The sequence below is a fragment of the Verrucomicrobiota bacterium genome (genome assembly GCA_021413925.1).
GTDB lineage: Bacteria > Verrucomicrobiota > Verrucomicrobiia > Chthoniobacterales > UBA6821 > UBA6821.
Genome location: JAIOPL010000003.1, coordinates 1 through 15,013, shown reverse-complemented (window position 1 = coordinate 15,013; position 15,013 = coordinate 1). Strand labels below are relative to the sequence as shown.

The window sequence follows — 15,013 nt, the reverse complement described above, 5'->3', positions numbered from 1 at the left end:
GCAAGAGAGAAAAAACACTTCTAGGCGCTCCTCTCACTGCGTTATCCGGGAGACATCTTGCGGTATTTTCACTCCGTCAACCGACTCTGGAATACCTCGTAGATCAAGCGGCGTGATCCCGCAAAAACACAGGTGACAGCTCTTTTGCCGCCTATCATCTTGTACTCGAAGAGCACCCGGTGACTTCCCACGCGCAGCCTGTGGAAGCCCTTCAACTCTCAGAGAAAGTCACCGCCCCCACGCCGCGGAGTCAGCCAACTAAAAAAAGTGTCCCGCGCTGAAACGGAGAAGCGGTCTGCCAATCGCTTGTGAATGCGATCTTTCAAGAGTATATCAACATCAATGACCACGAAAGAACAGGCCCTCACGGCGATCAGTGAATTGCCCGAAAACACGGATCTGCTGTCGATCATCCGCGAGCTTTCCTTCCTAGCTGGCATTGAGGAGGCATCCCGAGAAATCCGTGATGGTGAGGGTATGGATTCGCATACCTCCAAAAAGAAATTAAGGGAATGGATCGGCGCGTAATCTTCGCACCAACATCCATCCGTGATCTTGCCGATTCGGTTTCTTACATTTCCCGTTTCGATCCGAATGCAGCAGCAAAATTGGGTGACTCGTTGATCGAGGCGGCGGAACGGATGCTTGGAAAGCACCCCCTGTCAGGTCCAGTCTGCCCAGAGTATCCCGAAGTTCCCTACCGATACTGGCTCCATAAGGGTTACAGAATTGTTTGCCAGATTTCTGAGACTGACGATCAAGTCGAGATCCTGCGCTTCTGGCACTGCGCCCAAGGAGACGTTCCTCTCGTTAAGGAGTAACCATCTGCGCCCGTAGCTTCCTACGAGCAGCCTCTAACTCCCGGGAGAAGTCATTGCCTCCTCACCGCGGAGTAATCTTTCCCCAAGGCTTGGAAGTTTCGATGCGGCGCAAGGCCTGCAAGCGAACCAAGCCTCTGGGAAGAGGAGCGGAGAAGTTTCTGTAGGAAAATCCGAAGGGTGACACGGCTTTGCGGGAGCAAAGTGCCGTTCAAGCTGTAGTTATATTGCCTCGCCGTCTCCCGACGGCCTCGCCCCTTTCGGGGCTGTACTTCGTACAGGCTACTCCGTGCTTCCCAGCACTCGGCGTTGCGAGTACAGCAGAACGCCGCGATGCGCGAAAATCCCAAGCCTTCTATTGAATGCCGACCTTACGAAGCCTCTCCTCCACGTTGGCGAAGTGACGCTCGGGCGAGCAGATCCGACTGAGTTCGGCCGCATCGATGTGCTCCATGACCTCGCTCTCCTCGCTGAGGGTCTGGAGGAGAGGAATCTTCTCGGCCCAGGTCCTCATGGCGGCGCGCTGGACAGCCTCATAGGCATTCTTACGAGCCATGCCTCGGTCGGTGAGCTCGAGCAGGACCGCCTGGCTTCCCCAGAGTCCGAGAGTCAGATCCATGTTCCGCTTCATGTGCTCCGGATAGACCGTCAGGTCGCGCACGAGACGGGTAAGGAGGACCAGCATGTAGTCAAGCAGAGTGCAGGAATCGGGCAGAATAATCCGTTCGGCGCTGGAATGACTGATGTCGCGCTCGTGCCAGAGGGCTACATTTTCCATGGCGGTCTGGGCGTTTCCGCGCAGGACACGGGCTAGTCCGCAGAGACGTTCGCCGGTGATGGGATTGCGCTTATGCGGCATGGCGGAGCTCCCCTTCTGGCCCTTGGCAAAGGCCTCCTCCACTTCGAGCACCTCGGTGCGCTGGAGATGGCGGAACTCGGTGGCCCAGCAGTCGATGGAGCAGCCGATCAGGGCAATCGTCATCATGAACTCGGCATGACGGTCGCGCTGGATGATCTGGGTCGAGATATTGGCGGGCTTCAGCCCAAGCTTTTCGCAGACATAGGCCTCGACCTTCAGATCAAGATGGGCATTGGTCCCGACCGCACCGCTCAGCATGCCGTAGGCGACGCGATCGCGGGTCTCCTTCAGACGCTCGATGGATCGGCTGAACTCATCATACATCACGCCGAGTTTCAGACCGAAGGTCACTGGTTCCGCATGGATGCCATGACTGCGGCCGATCATCGGGGTAAACTTGTGCTCCTTGGCCCGGGCGGCGATGGCCACGAGGAGTTCCTCAAGATCCTTGAGCAGGATGTCTGCCGACTCGACCATCTGGACCGCAAGAGTCGTGTCGAGCAAATCGGAAGAGGTAAGTCCGCGGTGGATCCAGCGGGCCGGCTCGCCGACATGGACGGCGACCTCCTCCAGGAAGGCGATCACGTCATGATTCGTCCTCTTCTCGATTTCGCGTACCTCCTCGATGCGGAAGGTTCCCTTCTCACGAATAGTCTGGGCATCTTCCTTGGGAACGATCCCGAGCTCGGCCATCCCCTCGCAGGCCAGAGTCTCGATCTCGAGCCAGATTTCCAGTTTACGTTGCTCCGTCCAAATGGAGCGCATCTCGGGTCGGCTGTAGCGTTCAATCATCGGAGAAGTCTAGCGTTCAGACGTCGCCAAGGAAGCCTCTTTTGAATGGAGAGGCCCATTCCAATCTCTCTTTTAGGACTAATCCAAAAAGAGTCGCACCGGATTCTCGAGAGCTTCTTTGATTTTAATCAGGAAAGTCACCGCCTCCTTGCCGTCGACGACCCGGTGGTCATAGGAGAGAGCAAGATACATCATCGGACGGATCTCCACCTTGCCATTGATGGCGACGGGACGCTCCTGGATCTTGTGCATGCCAAGGATGCCGCTCTGGGGCGGATTCAGGATCGGAGTACTGAGGAGAGATCCGTAGACGCCGCCGTTGGAGATGGTGAAGCAGCCACCTTGGAGGTCGGAGAGTCCGATCTTTCCCTCGCGGGCTTTCACGGCGAAGCCTACAAGTTCCTTCTCAAGGCCGGCCAGAGAGAGCTTCTCGCAGTCGCGCAGGACGGGAACCATGAGTCCCTTCTCCGTGCCGACAGCCACGCCGATGTCGTAGTAGTGGTTCTCGATGAGTTCGTCCCCCTCGAGTTGGGCATTGATCTGGGGAATTACCTGAAGGGCCTCCACCACAGCCTTGATGAAGAAGGACATGAAGCCGAGCTTCACACCATACTTGGCCTGGAAGCCCTCCTGGACGTCCTTGCGGAGATTCATGACTGCGCTCATGTCGACCTCGTTGAAGGTGGTAAGGATAGCGGCGGTCTGCTGGGCATTGACTAACTGGAGAGCAATTTTCCGACGGAGAGGGGTGAGCTTGCGGCGGGTCACTCGCCCTTCGGGCTGCGCCTTAGGCGCGGGGGATGGGGAATGGGCAATCGGTGATGGGGTGGGAACTGGAGCGGCCTTGGGTGCTTCGGCCACAGGTACTGGCTTGGTCTCGGGCTTTTTCTCAGCCACTTCAGCCTTCAGCCTTTCGCCTTCAGCCTTTTTTGGTGCGGCCGCGGCCGTATCAATCTCGGCGACCGTGGAGCCGATCGGAATCTCGGCTCCTTCGGCGACTTGAATTTTAAGGACTCCGGCCTCCAGGGCTGTGACCTCCGAGGAGACCTTATCGGTATCGAGTGTGAAGAGAAGGTCGCCCACGGCGACATGATCCCCGTCTTTTTTATGCCAGGCGGAGAGAACTCCGGAAGTAATGGATTCGCCGACGGCAGGTACGATGACAGCAACGCTCATGATGGGAATGGTTGGGAGTTGGGAGATTTGTTCGTTATTTACCGCTTACTTTTTCACCGAAAGCTTGGGCAATGAGGTTGGCTTGCTGATGCTTGTGGGCAGCAGTTGTGCCAACAGCCGTGCTGGCACTGGCCTCGCGGCCCGCATAGCTGATGGCGCGTCCAAAGAACTTCATCAGGATCGGGAGTAAATGATGCCAAGAGCCCATGTTCGAGGGCTCTTCCTGACACCAGACGATCTCAGGTTTTGCACCCGCACCAAGATAGGTCGCGGTGATCTTGCGGAGCTCCTCTTCGTTGAGCGGATAGATCTGCTCAAACCGGACGAGAGCACTACGGTCGCTCCAGCCGTTCTTTTCCCTATACGCCAGAAGGTCGTAGTAGACCTTACCGGAGCAGAGGATAAGACGCTCGACCTTTGCTGGATCTGCGGGCTTGGGTCCCTCAAGGATCTCATGGAACGAGCCCTTAGTGAAATCCTCTGTCGTGGAGACGGCCACTTCGGCACGCAGGAGGCTCTTCGGCGTCATGATGATCAGCGGCTTGCGGAAATCGCGGAGCATCTGGCGGCGCAGTGCATGAAAGTACTGTGCTGGCGTGGTGAGGTTGCAGACCTCCATGTTCTGCTCGGCGCAGAGCTGAAGGAAGCGCTCAAGGCGTGCGCTGGAATGCTCGGGACCCTGACCCTCGTAGCCATGGGGCAAAAGCATGACCAGTGAGCTGGGTCGCAGCCACTTGGTCTCTGCCGAGGCGATGAACTGATCGATGATGATTTGTGCACCGTTGGCGAAATCACCGAACTGGGCCTCCCACATGCAGAGCATCTTCGGATAATCCATGGAGTAGCCGTAGTCGAAACCGAGCACGGCCGCCTCGGATAGAGGGCTGTTGTAGACACAGAAACGGGCCTGGTCGCCAGCGAGATGCTGCAGCGGGATGTAACGCTCGCGATTCACCTCGTCATAGAAGACGGAGTGACGATGGCTGAAGGTGCCGCGGCGGCTGTCCTGTCCGGAGAGTCGGATCGGTATTCCCTGAAGCATGAGCGAACCGAAAGCCAGGGCTTCTCCATATCCCCAGTCATAGCCGGTTCCTTTCTCAAAGACCTCGCGACGACGCTCAAGGATAGTCTTGCGGACTTTCGGAAGGATGCGGAAGTCGGCAGGCACTGTCGTGAGACCGTCGACGATCGTCCGGAGGGTCTTCTCACTGATGGCTGTCTTGACCGGCTGAAAGGAGTAGTCGGGCTGGAAGACAGCGGTGGAACCGACAAAGGCCTTCTGGTTGGCCTTCACATCGGTGACGATCCCCTTCTTCATCTCGGCAAGGGCTCTCTCCAGATGACCTTGGGACTTCTTCCAACTGGCGTCGAAATCCTCCTGGGTGAGCGTGCCAAGCTGCTTCGCACGCTCCAGGAAAACCTCGCTTGGGCGCTTGTGGGCACGGATTACCTTATAGAGATCAGGCTGGGTGAAGAGCGGCTCGTCCCCTTCATTGTGGCCATAGCGGCGGTAGCAGACGATATCGATAACGATGTCCCGGCCGAACTCCTGGCGGTAGGCGATCGCGATGCGGGCCGCCTCGGCAACGGCGATCGGGTCGTCGCCGTTGACATGGAAAACGGGCGCCTCGACAGTCTTCGCAATCTCGGTGCAGTAGAGCGAAGAACGCGAATCCTTCGGAAGCGTAGTGAAGCCGATCTGATTGTTCACGATCAGGTGTATCGCGCCTCCCACTTTGTAACCTTCCAGTTGGGAGAGGTTGAAGCACTCTGCGACGATGCCCTGACCCGGGAAGGCAGCATCGCCGTGAATCAGGATCGGGACGACTTTCCGACGGTCGATCGTGTCATCGAGAATGCGCTGACGTGCGCGTGCCTTGCCAAGGACGACGGGATTCACCGCCTCCAGATGACTGGGGTTGGCGGCGAGATAGACCTCCACCTCCTGGCCCTGCTCGTTGCGGCGCGTCGTCTGGTAACCGAGGTGGTACTTCACATCGCCGCTGGCCTCGCCGAGATCGGGATCGTACTTATCGCTGAATTCGTTGAAGAGGATCTCGAAGGGTTTCTTGAGGAAATTCGTCAGGATGTTCAGGCGGCCGCGGTGGGCCATGCCAAGAACGATCTCCTTCACACCGGCCCCTGGGGACCGGAAGAGGATCTCTGAGAGGGCCACCATCATCGACTCGCCACCCTCGAGCGAGAAGCGCTTGCTCCCGACATAGGTTGTGTGAATGAAGTGCTCGAAGCTCTCCGCCTTGTGGAGTGTGCGTAGGATCCTGTAGTGGGGAGTCTCCGTGTCGGCCTTCCCTGCACGAGCCTCGACCCGCTCGCGGATCCAGTGGCGGATACGGGGATTCTGAATGTGCATGTACTCCACACCGAGGGTGTCGCAGTAGATAGCCTTCATCTCCTCGATGATGTCGCGCAACTTCATCGGAACTCCGTCGCGGAAGGAACGGGAACAGACCGTGGTATCCAGATCAGCCTCGGTGAGTCCGAATTCCTTCAGCTCCAGCAGTGGCTGGTAAGGAACCTCATCCACGAGAGGGTTGAGACGCGAGGCCGTGTGACCAAGCGTCCGGTAGGTGTAGATCAGCGCCTCGACACGGCTCTGAAGGGAGGTTTCACCTGCAACTAACTCTGTCGTTGTTGCTGTGGAGGACTGCGTGGAAGAGGTGGGAACGACTGCGCCGATTGGCTTAGCAGGTGTTTTCTGATAGCGCGCGTAGCCAAGTTCAAACCCCTCGAAGAAGGAGGCCCAGTCAGGCGATACGGAGGCTGCGTCCCGTTGCCATTTTTCGTAATTTTCATCGATGGCCGCTTCGTTCCAGCGGGCCGTGAAGGATGTGCTCATGAAGGTATGAAAAGTCGTGTCATCCGTGGCTCAAGCTGGATTTTCCCAGCAAGGACACAGAAATCTTATTCTTTAACAGATAAGTGGAGAGGAGCAAGCTGGCAATGTCGGCTGCCCGAGCATTCTTGCACCGCCGGCTCATAGCAGTTAGTTTTCTTATCTTCCCGGCCTCCGCATGATCTCTGTCCAAGGACTCACTAAAAGCTACGGCGCGACCGATGCCGTCCGGGATCTCTCTTTCTCGGTCGATCGAGGCGAGGTGGTCGGCTTCCTGGGGCCTAACGGCGCCGGCAAGAGCACGACGATGAAAATCCTCAGCGGATATCTCCCAGCAGATGCGGGCGAGGTGAGGATCGCGGGTTTCGATATCCTGAGCCAGTCGCTCAAGGCACGGTCCCGGATCGGCTACCTTCCCGAAAACGTTCCTCTCTATCCCGAGATGCGCGTCGGAGAATACCTCCGCTACCGAGCCGCCCTAAAAGGAGTCCGCTCCCGCCGTATCACCGAAAAGGTTGAGGATGCCCTGGAGCTCTGCACCATCAGTCATGTTCGCAATCAGCTCATAGGAACTCTCTCCAAGGGATACCGCCAGCGCGTTGGACTTGCTGATGCTCTGGTGAATGAACCCGACATCCTTATCCTCGACGAACCGACCATAGGTCTCGACCCGGGTCAGATCCGTGAAGTCAGGGAACTCATCAAGGGACTGGCGAAGCGGCATACAATCCTGCTTTCCAGCCATATCCTGAGCGAGGTGGAGATGACCTGTTCCCGCGTCCTTATCATTAACAAGGGGCATATCGTCGCGACCGGCACGCCCGCAGAGTTACGGGAACGCTCCGGCATTGCTCTCTCGGGCTCGGTGAGAATGGAAATCCAGACCGCCGATCGGGCCAACTCGGAGGCCGTGCTCGCGATCCTGCAATCCCTGGAAGAAGTCGCCTCGGCATCCCTTGCAGAAGGCATCCCATCCTCCACCAACTCCACCTCTAGTTGGACCCGTTACGAGATTATCCCATCTTTATCTTCATCCTCCTCTGGGGACCCGCGCCCCGCACTCTTCGAGGAGGCTGTGCGTAGAGGCTGGAAGCTCAGGGAACTCTCGGCGCACGAATCATCCCTCGAAGAGATCTTTACTTCGTTCGTCGACCGAATCCCCGGCACGCCGGAGAGGAAGACGTCAACCAAGGAGCCTGCCAAGCTATGAGAATTTTTTGGATCCTCTGGAAACGGGAGGTCGCCTCGGCCTTCCAGACACCCATGGCCTGGGTGATCCTCTTTTTCCTGCTATTGGTCACGGGCTTCAATTTCTACGCCGGTGTCTCCGTCCTGAATCACGGACCAACGGAAGTGACCGTGGTGGAGTCCTTCTTCAATACGGTCTTTTTCTGGTTCTCCTTCCTGCTGCTTTTTCCGCTACTCACGATGCGCCTCTACTCGGAGGAATACCGCAGCGGCACCATCGAACCTCTCATGACGGCTCCAGTGCGTGACACTCAGGTGGTGCTCGCCAAGTTCTTGGGCGTCCTCTTTCTCTACGCGTTCCTCTGGATGCCGACGGGTCTCTACTTTCTGATCTTCTGGTGGCAGACCCATCTCACGTCGGCTGGTGCCATTGGTGCCTTTGTCGGTTCCTATCTGTTGCTTCTCCTCATGGGGATGTTCTATCTCTCACTCGGCTGCTTCTGTTCCTCGCTCACGCGCCACCAGATCACCGCAGCGGTGATCACCTTCGCCGTGATCGCACTCTTTTTCCTGACAGGACTCCTCTCCTTCCTAGTGGGCCATGTCGATACGATGATGCAAGGGATCACGATCACCTTCTCCCCGATCGATCAGATGACCCAGTTCTCCCGCGGGATCTTCGACACAAGGCCGGTGGTCTGGTACCTCGTGATGACAGGGCTCTTTCTCTTCCTGACACTCCAGAGCTTCCAAGCCCGCCGCTGGCGCTCCTGATCCCCTATTCTTTTCGCCCCTCGCATCATGGCATCCCAAGACAGAAAGCCCTCCCACCTGCGCAGTATCCGCCTCCGTGTCATGCTGCAGATCGCCGCGGCGCTGATCGCGGCAGGCAGCATCGTCGGATGGTCGCTCAACCACTACCGCCGCTACGATTTCAGTCGATCCCACAAGTACGAGCTCTCCAGTCAGTCCAAGGAGATAATGTGGTTCCTGAAAGCACCGGTGCGGGTCATTATCTATTTCTCACCTAGCTCCGCCTCCCCCGGCGCCGAACTCTATGGCGACATCACGGCGCTCCTGCGGGAATTCCAGTTCTACGCGCACCACTATCGTGACCTCACCGTCGAGCGTATCGATCCACTGAGAAACCCTGCGCGCGCTCACGAACTACAAGCCCGCTACAAGTTCTCCGGCGGAGAGAATGTCATCATCGTGGAATACAATGGGCGCTCGACCATCATTCCCGCGCCGGAGATGGGGGAATACGACACAGCTCCGACCCAGTACGGAGACCGCCCCCGATTGGTAGCCTTTCGTGGAGAGCAGATTCTCACCTCTGCGCTGATTGCCCTGATCGAACCCGCATCAAACAAGAAAGCCTACTTCCTCCAGGGTCACGGAGAGGGCCTCCCCGGCGTTCCACCTCTCCAACTTGTGGGACAGAACCTAAAGCGGCAGAACATCATGGTTGCCCCGTTGAACCTTGCAGAGACAGCCTCCGTGCCCAAGGATGCGGCGCTGGTAGTCATTGACGGGGCTCATTTCGATCCCTCACCGGACGAGATGGCGGCCCTGAAATCGTATTGGAAGGCGGAGGGGCACCTCATGATCCTGCTGGATCCAACCGGGGAAACGCCTGAATTGGATGCCTTCCTTGCCGAATCGGGCAACATCATCGCGCGCAACGATCGCGTCCTGCGCCTAGTCAATCTTGGCGGAACGATGGTCATTCTGCGAGATGTGACCGGTGAGTTCTTTGCTGGCTCTGAGATCACCTCACACCTTGTGGGGATGAACATCCTTATGACTGGAAACACCCGTTCCCTCGCGATCAACGACCAGCGTGATAAACTGCTCTCCAACCCGATCCCGCCCTCCGCTCCGGCTCCCTCAACCAACACAGAGTCAACCACCACGACCTTATCATCGAACACCCCGGTGACAGCGGCCGTCCAAGGGACCACTCGACCACTCATCCGGGCCATCCATGGATTCCGGGGCTGCTCCAAGTACGCGAATTCTGATGGCAAGGGTATCACCTTCGACCCTGCCCGGGACACCTTCTTCCCAGTCGTCATTGCGGCCATGACCGATCTCGGTGGCGTGCATGACGACCGATTGGCCCTGGGGGCGTCGCGTATGGTCGTCGTCGGCAACAGTGAGTTCCTCAAGGACAAGTACCTTGCCGAAACGGGCCTCGATTTCTTTTCCAGCGCGATGAATACCCTCATCGACCGCACCCGACTCGCCGGCACCACTCCCAAGACCAAGGAATTCTTCACGCTGAATCTGGATGAGCAGCAACTCCGCTTTCTGGCTCTCTGGACCATGCTGGTAATCCCCATGGCCGCGGCACTACTTGGCATCATCGTCCTCTGGAGGAGGCGCTCGTGAGCTGGAAAGGAACGCTGGCCCTTCTGTTCCTGGCGGCTGCAGCCCTGATCATTCTGTTTTTTTCCGGGCGATCGCACACCCGTTCTGCCACGGAGCCGCTGCTGAACCTCCGTCCAGCAGATGTCATGAAGATCACTATCCGGGAGGGTGGAGGGGAGATCGTGCTGAATAAGCAAAACGGAACTTGGATGGTCGGATTAGGGTCTCTCTCCAGTGCCAGTTCTGACCGGGCCAATGCACGATTGATCCGTTCACTGCTTGAGGGGGCGGCTGGAATTACTCCTCTCGACATCTTAAAACCCTCTGATCTGAAGGGAAACGTGACCATGAAATCACTCGATCTCAACATGCCGAAGCGCGCGCTGACATTTTTCGACGGAATGGATGGAACAAGCAGAACACTTGCATTCGGCATTGAGGGTGCCGCAAAAGATCAGATCTACGCCCGATTGGATGGGGGCAAAACGGTTTATCTGATTCCTTCGGATTTAGTGGAGACGGCCTTCCGACCTGTGGAGGAGTTCCGGGATCCTCGCCTGACCTCCCTTGATCCCGACCGCCTGGAGTCAATCAACTTCACCAAGGGATCGGTTTTTCAGCGCCTCTCCCTACAAAAAGGGGATTCTGGTTGGAATCTCACGAGCCCCATGACCTCTCGGGGTAACGGCAAGGCCGTGGTCGACTGGGCGACAAGTCTCGTATCGTCCAAGGTCGATCATTGGATACCCGCAGGAACAGATCCCGTTAACTCTGGGATGGACTCGTCGGCTATTGTCATCTCGGCACATGAATCAGGAAGCAAATCGCCGGTGACGATCACTATCGGATCAGCCGTTGCAGGATCCCCGGAGAGTCATTATGTGAGCTGCAGCGACAGACCAGGAATCTGCATTGTTCCCGGATTGGCAAGGTTTCTTGAAGTCACTCCCTCGACGCTCCGGTCAAGACAGCCAAAGCCGTTGCGCCTGGATGCCGTGGATAAAATCGAGATCGGGATTCATCCCCAGGAACAAACAAGCAACCAAGCAACGACGTTCACTCTTTCGCGTAAAAAGGGAAGCGATGATTGGGAAATTACCGGTAGTGGCATAGGAACTCTTGCGGCGGCAGAAGTCAGCACTTGGTTTGAAAAGCTGCAATCACTGACCGCCAGCACCTTCGAACCGTCAACACCCGAGAAGTTGGAAAGCGTCGGATTGACTCATCCCACCGTTATCCGCTTCATCGCCCATCTTTCGGAAAATACCGCCGAGGAAGCAGCCGGCGACCTGATCCTGGCGGAGTATGCCTTTGGGACGGCCCGGAATGGATTTGTTTCCTTCCGCGAAGGTACTTCCTCGGATCTCATGATCCTCCCGGAAAGCTCCCTGGAGTTGACGAAGGGTCCGAGCGTAGTCAGTGAAGCCTTAAAGCGTTGAAAGGTTAAAAAGTTGCAGCGTTGAAACGATCACTCTGTTTCTGATTACCTACCCATCCGATTCATCGGCTTCCTTCATCATTCATAATTCTTCCTTCATCCTTTTCTTCCCATGACCTCCACCGAGATCCGCCGTTCGTTCCTCGATTTCTTCCGCAGCAAGGAGCACACCATCGTCCCTTCCTCCAGCCTCCTGCCCGACTCCCCTAACCTTCTCTTCACGAACGCCGGGATGAACCAGTTCGTGCCGATCTTTCTTGGCACAACGCCCTGTTCCTATTCCCCAGCGCGTGCCGCCGACACCCAGAAGTGTATCCGAGCCGGAGGCAAGCACAACGACCTCGAGGATGTCGGGCTCGACACCTACCACCACACCTTTTTCGAGATGCTGGGAAACTGGTCCTTCGGCGATTACTTCAAGAAAGAGGCTATCACCTGGGCATGGGAGCTGCTCGTCGAGCGCTGGAAATTCCCCGCCGAGCGTCTCTATGCAACGGTCTACAGCCCAGCTGAAGGCGATCCGGCATCCTTCGATGCCGAGGCCCACGCACTCTGGTCAGAATTTTTCCTCTCCAAGGGACTCGATCCCGCGATCCATGTCGTTCCCGGCAACCGGAAGGATAATTTCTGGATGATGGGTGAGACTGGGCCTTGCGGCCCGTGTTCGGAGCTGCATATCGACCTGACTCCGGCTGGCGACACCAAGGGAGCCCTCGTCAACAAAGGTAGCGCCGAGTGCATCGAGATCTGGAACCTGGTCTTCATCCAATTCAATGCCAACCCCGATGGCAGCTTCGTTCCTCTCCCTGCCTGCCATGTCGATACCGGAATGGGCTTCGAGCGAGTCTGCTCCGTGATCCAATGCACGAAGGGGTTCACAGAGTTCAGCAATGTCGTGATCTCCAACTACGAGACTGATCTCTTCCGCCCGATCTTCGAAGCGATCGGCACCCTCTGCGGCAGGAAGTACGGCTCGACCCTTCCTCAACCCTCGGGCGATGGAGCGATGATTCCCGTCACGGATCAGGAGAAGGATGACATTGCCTTCCGTGTCATTGCCGATCACCTGCGCACGCTCGGGTTCGCGATCGCCGACAACATCCAGCCCGGCAATGCCGAACGTCACTACGTCCTACGCCGCATCCTCCGTCGCGCCGTCCGCTACGGCCGCACACTCGGCTTCAACGGCCCATTTCTCCATAAACTCACCCCGGTCCTGGCATCCCTCATGGGAGATGCCTTTCCGGAGCTGCGCGCCAAGGAATCCCTCATCACCGAGACGCTGAAGCGGGAGGAAGAGGCCTTTCACAAGACCCTGGACAAGGGACTAACACTCTTCGAGGCCGAGGCAACGAAGGGGAAGGAGATCTCCGGCGAGGTGGCTTTCCGCCTCTATGACGAGCAGGGATTCCCACTCGACCTCACCGAACTCCTTGCTCGCGAGCGCGGACTCTCCGTCGATCATGCAGGCTTCGAGATCCTCATGCAGCAGCAACGCGCACGCGCGCGTGCAGCCCAGAAAAAGGAAATCATCAGCGTCTCCTCGCTTGAGACGACAACCCCCACGGCCTTCACGGGATTCGATTCAGCAGAGACCGAGGCCACGGTATTGGAGATCGTCCGTATCAAGGACCGGACAGCAGTCATTCTTGATCGCTCCGTCTGCTATGCCGAAATGGGAGGACAGCTTGGGGACACCGGATCGCTGACGACCGGAGGCTCTCTTTGGAGGGTCACCGACATTCAGAAGAATGGTCCCACATGGCTTCATTTCCTGGAGCTGACCGAAGGCGAGGACGCCCCACTCCCGGGAGCCACTGTCATTCTCTCCATCGAGCATCCGCGGCGTGCCTCCATCCAACGCCATCACACCGTCACCCATCTCCTGCATTGGGCTCTGCGCGAAGTTCTTGGTGAGACGCTTTCCCAAAAAGGTTCCTTCGTAGGAGCCGAGAAGCTCACCTTTGACTTTTCAAGCGGTGCCTTGACACCCGACCAGATCTCCAACGTTGAACGCCTTGTCAACGAGCGCATCCTCGAGAATTCCTCGGTGAGCTGGCAAGAGTTGCCTTATGCCGAGGTGAAGGGACAACCCGGCATCCTCCAGTTCTTCGGCGATAAGTACGGTGATATCGTCCGTGTCGTTCAGATCGGAGGCATGCCCGGATCGCTTGATGGCTACTCGATGGAACTCTGCGGCGGAACCCATGTCCGTGGAACCGGCGAGATCGGTCTCTTCCGAATCCTAAGCGAAGCAGCAGTGGCGGCTGGAATCCGTCGCATCGAAGCCGTTGCGGGCCATGAGGCCCGGAGCGCCTCGAAGAGTGATGCCGAGCGTCTCCAGAGTTTGGCATCACGTCTTGGATCGCCTCTTGCCGAAGTGGAGAAGAAGCTCGAGGTAACACTAGCACGTCAGAAGGAACTGGAAAAGGAGTTGGAGGCCTTCCATCAGCGCGAAGCCGCCGGACTTGCCAAGAATCTGATCGATAAAGCCACTGCAGGGGCGGTTCCCTCAATCGTGGAGGAAGTTCCGGGAGCCGACGGCAATGCTTTGCAGGCCGTAGCTGATGCCCTTAAGTCGACATTCGACGGAGTGATCCTGCTTGCAGGAGTCTCGGATGGGGCGGTCTCACTCGTTGCCTCTGTAAGCAAAGCCCATCAGGCCAGCCTTCCCGCAGGCAAATTAATATCTGCGATCGCACCCCTTGTCGGCGGAAAAGGTGGAGGCAAGCCAGACAGCGCACGAGGCGGTGGCCGCGATATCTCAGGTATTACCGCAGCTCTGTCTAAGGCCAGGGAACTGATCGCGGCAGGGAAGATCTAAGGAAGATTTGATTTCGACGCATACTATTCACAGGGATGAAAGGGATGAAGGAAATCCCGCAGAGGCGCTGAGACGCAGGGGGTTTCTAACCCACAGTCGGAATCAGCAAAAGACATGTAAACAACTCTTATAAAGCTGTTTGCGTGTCGGTAGTTGGATCTCCCAAAAGTGCCAAAAATAGGGGTTACAGAGAGTAAATACGAATTCCTTTGGCAAGTTTTGGCAAGTAGCAAGCCGCAGAATTTGGGCGAAAAAGAATCTTTCCGTACTCTTCCGAATCCCTTCTTGGATTGCCTTTGGGTGGTGGGAGAGGTAGGTGAGGAGGAGGCAATGAGTCAAATTTCCACCATATCTGTAGCTGCTTGAAAGGTGATGAAGATCTCCAAGTCCAATGCAGCCTTTTTCAGAGTGTTTCTCTTAACCACAAAGACAATCACGGCTGATTTGCAGCCTAGTAACTGTTCGACTAAGCTATGATTCTCATCCTCGCAGACGGTTACATTCCTCTTGCACCAATTGCACCAGTAGCACAAGCCATACTCCTAATCTTTATCACTAGTGTCCGGTTGAGAGGGTGATTGGTTTTTGTTGATACTTCAAGATGAGTGATTTGCGATCCAAAATGGATGTGAGGGATTTGAACTTGGAGAGTCGTTTGGTGACGATCTGTGGCAATGAACACCGGCCGCTA

The 15,013-nt window shown here is 57.0% G+C and carries 10 protein-coding genes; 7 read left to right on the top strand and 3 right to left on the bottom strand.

Features of this window, described 5'->3' with window-relative positions; all coding sequences use genetic code 11:
• Window positions 1-342 precede the first annotated feature (342 nt).
• Both K8R57_02010 and K8R57_02005 read left to right on the top strand, forming a co-directional pair.
• Window positions 343-528, top strand: coding sequence for a hypothetical protein (locus K8R57_02010; protein ID MCE9587071.1), 186 nt, complete (start codon window positions 343-345; stop codon window positions 526-528).
• Window positions 513-821, top strand: coding sequence for a type II toxin-antitoxin system RelE/ParE family toxin (locus tag K8R57_02005; GenBank protein ID MCE9587070.1), 309 nt, complete (start codon window positions 513-515; stop codon window positions 819-821). The genes K8R57_02010 and K8R57_02005 overlap by 16 nt, the downstream gene beginning before the upstream one ends.
• 352 nt (window positions 822-1,173) lie before the next feature.
• On the opposite strand, the gene purB is transcribed toward K8R57_02005, so the two are convergent.
• From purB to K8R57_01990, 3 genes are all read right to left on the bottom strand, one after another.
• Window positions 1,174-2,469 (bottom strand): adenylosuccinate lyase, encoded by a 1,296-nt coding sequence (gene purB, locus K8R57_02000; protein MCE9587069.1) that lies wholly within the window; start codon window positions 2,467-2,469, stop codon window positions 1,174-1,176.
• 78 nt (window positions 2,470-2,547) lie between these two features.
• The gene (gene sucB / locus K8R57_01995) at window positions 2,548-3,645 is read right to left on the bottom strand and encodes a dihydrolipoyllysine-residue succinyltransferase (protein ID MCE9587068.1); all 1,098 of its coding nucleotides are present in this window, start codon (window positions 3,643-3,645) and stop codon (window positions 2,548-2,550) included.
• 34 nt (window positions 3,646-3,679) lie between these two features.
• The gene (locus tag K8R57_01990; GenBank protein ID MCE9587067.1) at window positions 3,680-6,502 is read right to left on the bottom strand and encodes a 2-oxoglutarate dehydrogenase E1 component; all 2,823 of its coding nucleotides are present in this window, start codon (window positions 6,500-6,502) and stop codon (window positions 3,680-3,682) included.
• 175 nt (window positions 6,503-6,677) lie between these two features.
• Here K8R57_01990 and K8R57_01985 point away from each other — a divergent pair, with 175 nt between their 5' ends.
• The 5 genes from K8R57_01985 to alaS all read left to right on the top strand — a co-directional run bounded on the left by K8R57_01985 (window position 6,678) and on the right by alaS (window position 14,322).
• Entirely contained in the window at window positions 6,678-7,709 is a 1,032-nt protein-coding gene (locus tag K8R57_01985; GenBank protein MCE9587066.1) for an ABC transporter ATP-binding protein, read from the top strand.
• Window positions 7,706-8,461 (top strand): ABC transporter permease, encoded by a 756-nt coding sequence (locus K8R57_01980; GenBank protein ID MCE9587065.1) that lies wholly within the window; start codon window positions 7,706-7,708, stop codon window positions 8,459-8,461. The genes K8R57_01985 and K8R57_01980 overlap by 4 nt, the downstream gene beginning before the upstream one ends.
• A gap of 27 nt (window positions 8,462-8,488) precedes the next feature.
• On the top strand, window positions 8,489-10,081 hold the full coding sequence (locus K8R57_01975) for a GldG family protein (GenBank protein ID MCE9587064.1): 1,593 nt from the start codon (window positions 8,489-8,491) through the stop codon (window positions 10,079-10,081).
• Window positions 10,078-11,499, top strand: a complete 1,422-nt coding sequence (locus K8R57_01970) for a DUF4340 domain-containing protein (protein ID MCE9587063.1) — start codon at window positions 10,078-10,080, stop codon at window positions 11,497-11,499. Before K8R57_01975 ends, K8R57_01970 begins: the two co-directional genes overlap by 4 nt.
• Window positions 11,500-11,610: 111 nt before the next feature.
• The gene (gene alaS, locus K8R57_01965) at window positions 11,611-14,322 is read left to right on the top strand and encodes an alanine--tRNA ligase (protein MCE9587062.1); all 2,712 of its coding nucleotides are present in this window, start codon (window positions 11,611-11,613) and stop codon (window positions 14,320-14,322) included.
• The last annotated feature ends 691 nt before the right edge of the window (window positions 14,323-15,013 follow it).

Coding starts and splice junctions, on each gene's coding strand:
- K8R57_01975 (MCE9587064.1), top strand. CDS start 8,489: ATGGCATCCCAAGACAGAAAGCCCTCCCACCTGCGCAGTATCCGCCTC.
- K8R57_02005 (MCE9587070.1), top strand. CDS start 513: ATGGATCGGCGCGTAATCTTCGCACCAACATCCATCCGTGATCTTGCC.
- alaS (MCE9587062.1), top strand. CDS start 11,611: ATGACCTCCACCGAGATCCGCCGTTCGTTCCTCGATTTCTTCCGCAGC.
- K8R57_01985 (MCE9587066.1), top strand. CDS start 6,678: ATGATCTCTGTCCAAGGACTCACTAAAAGCTACGGCGCGACCGATGCC.
- purB (MCE9587069.1), bottom strand. CDS start 2,469: ATGATTGAACGCTACAGCCGACCCGAGATGCGCTCCATTTGGACGGAG.
- K8R57_02010 (MCE9587071.1), top strand. CDS start 343: ATGACCACGAAAGAACAGGCCCTCACGGCGATCAGTGAATTGCCCGAA.
- K8R57_01990 (MCE9587067.1), bottom strand. CDS start 6,502: ATGAGCACATCCTTCACGGCCCGCTGGAACGAAGCGGCCATCGATGAA.
- sucB (MCE9587068.1), bottom strand. CDS start 3,645: ATGAGCGTTGCTGTCATCGTACCTGCCGTCGGCGAATCCATTACTTCC.
- K8R57_01980 (MCE9587065.1), top strand. CDS start 7,706: ATGAGAATTTTTTGGATCCTCTGGAAACGGGAGGTCGCCTCGGCCTTC.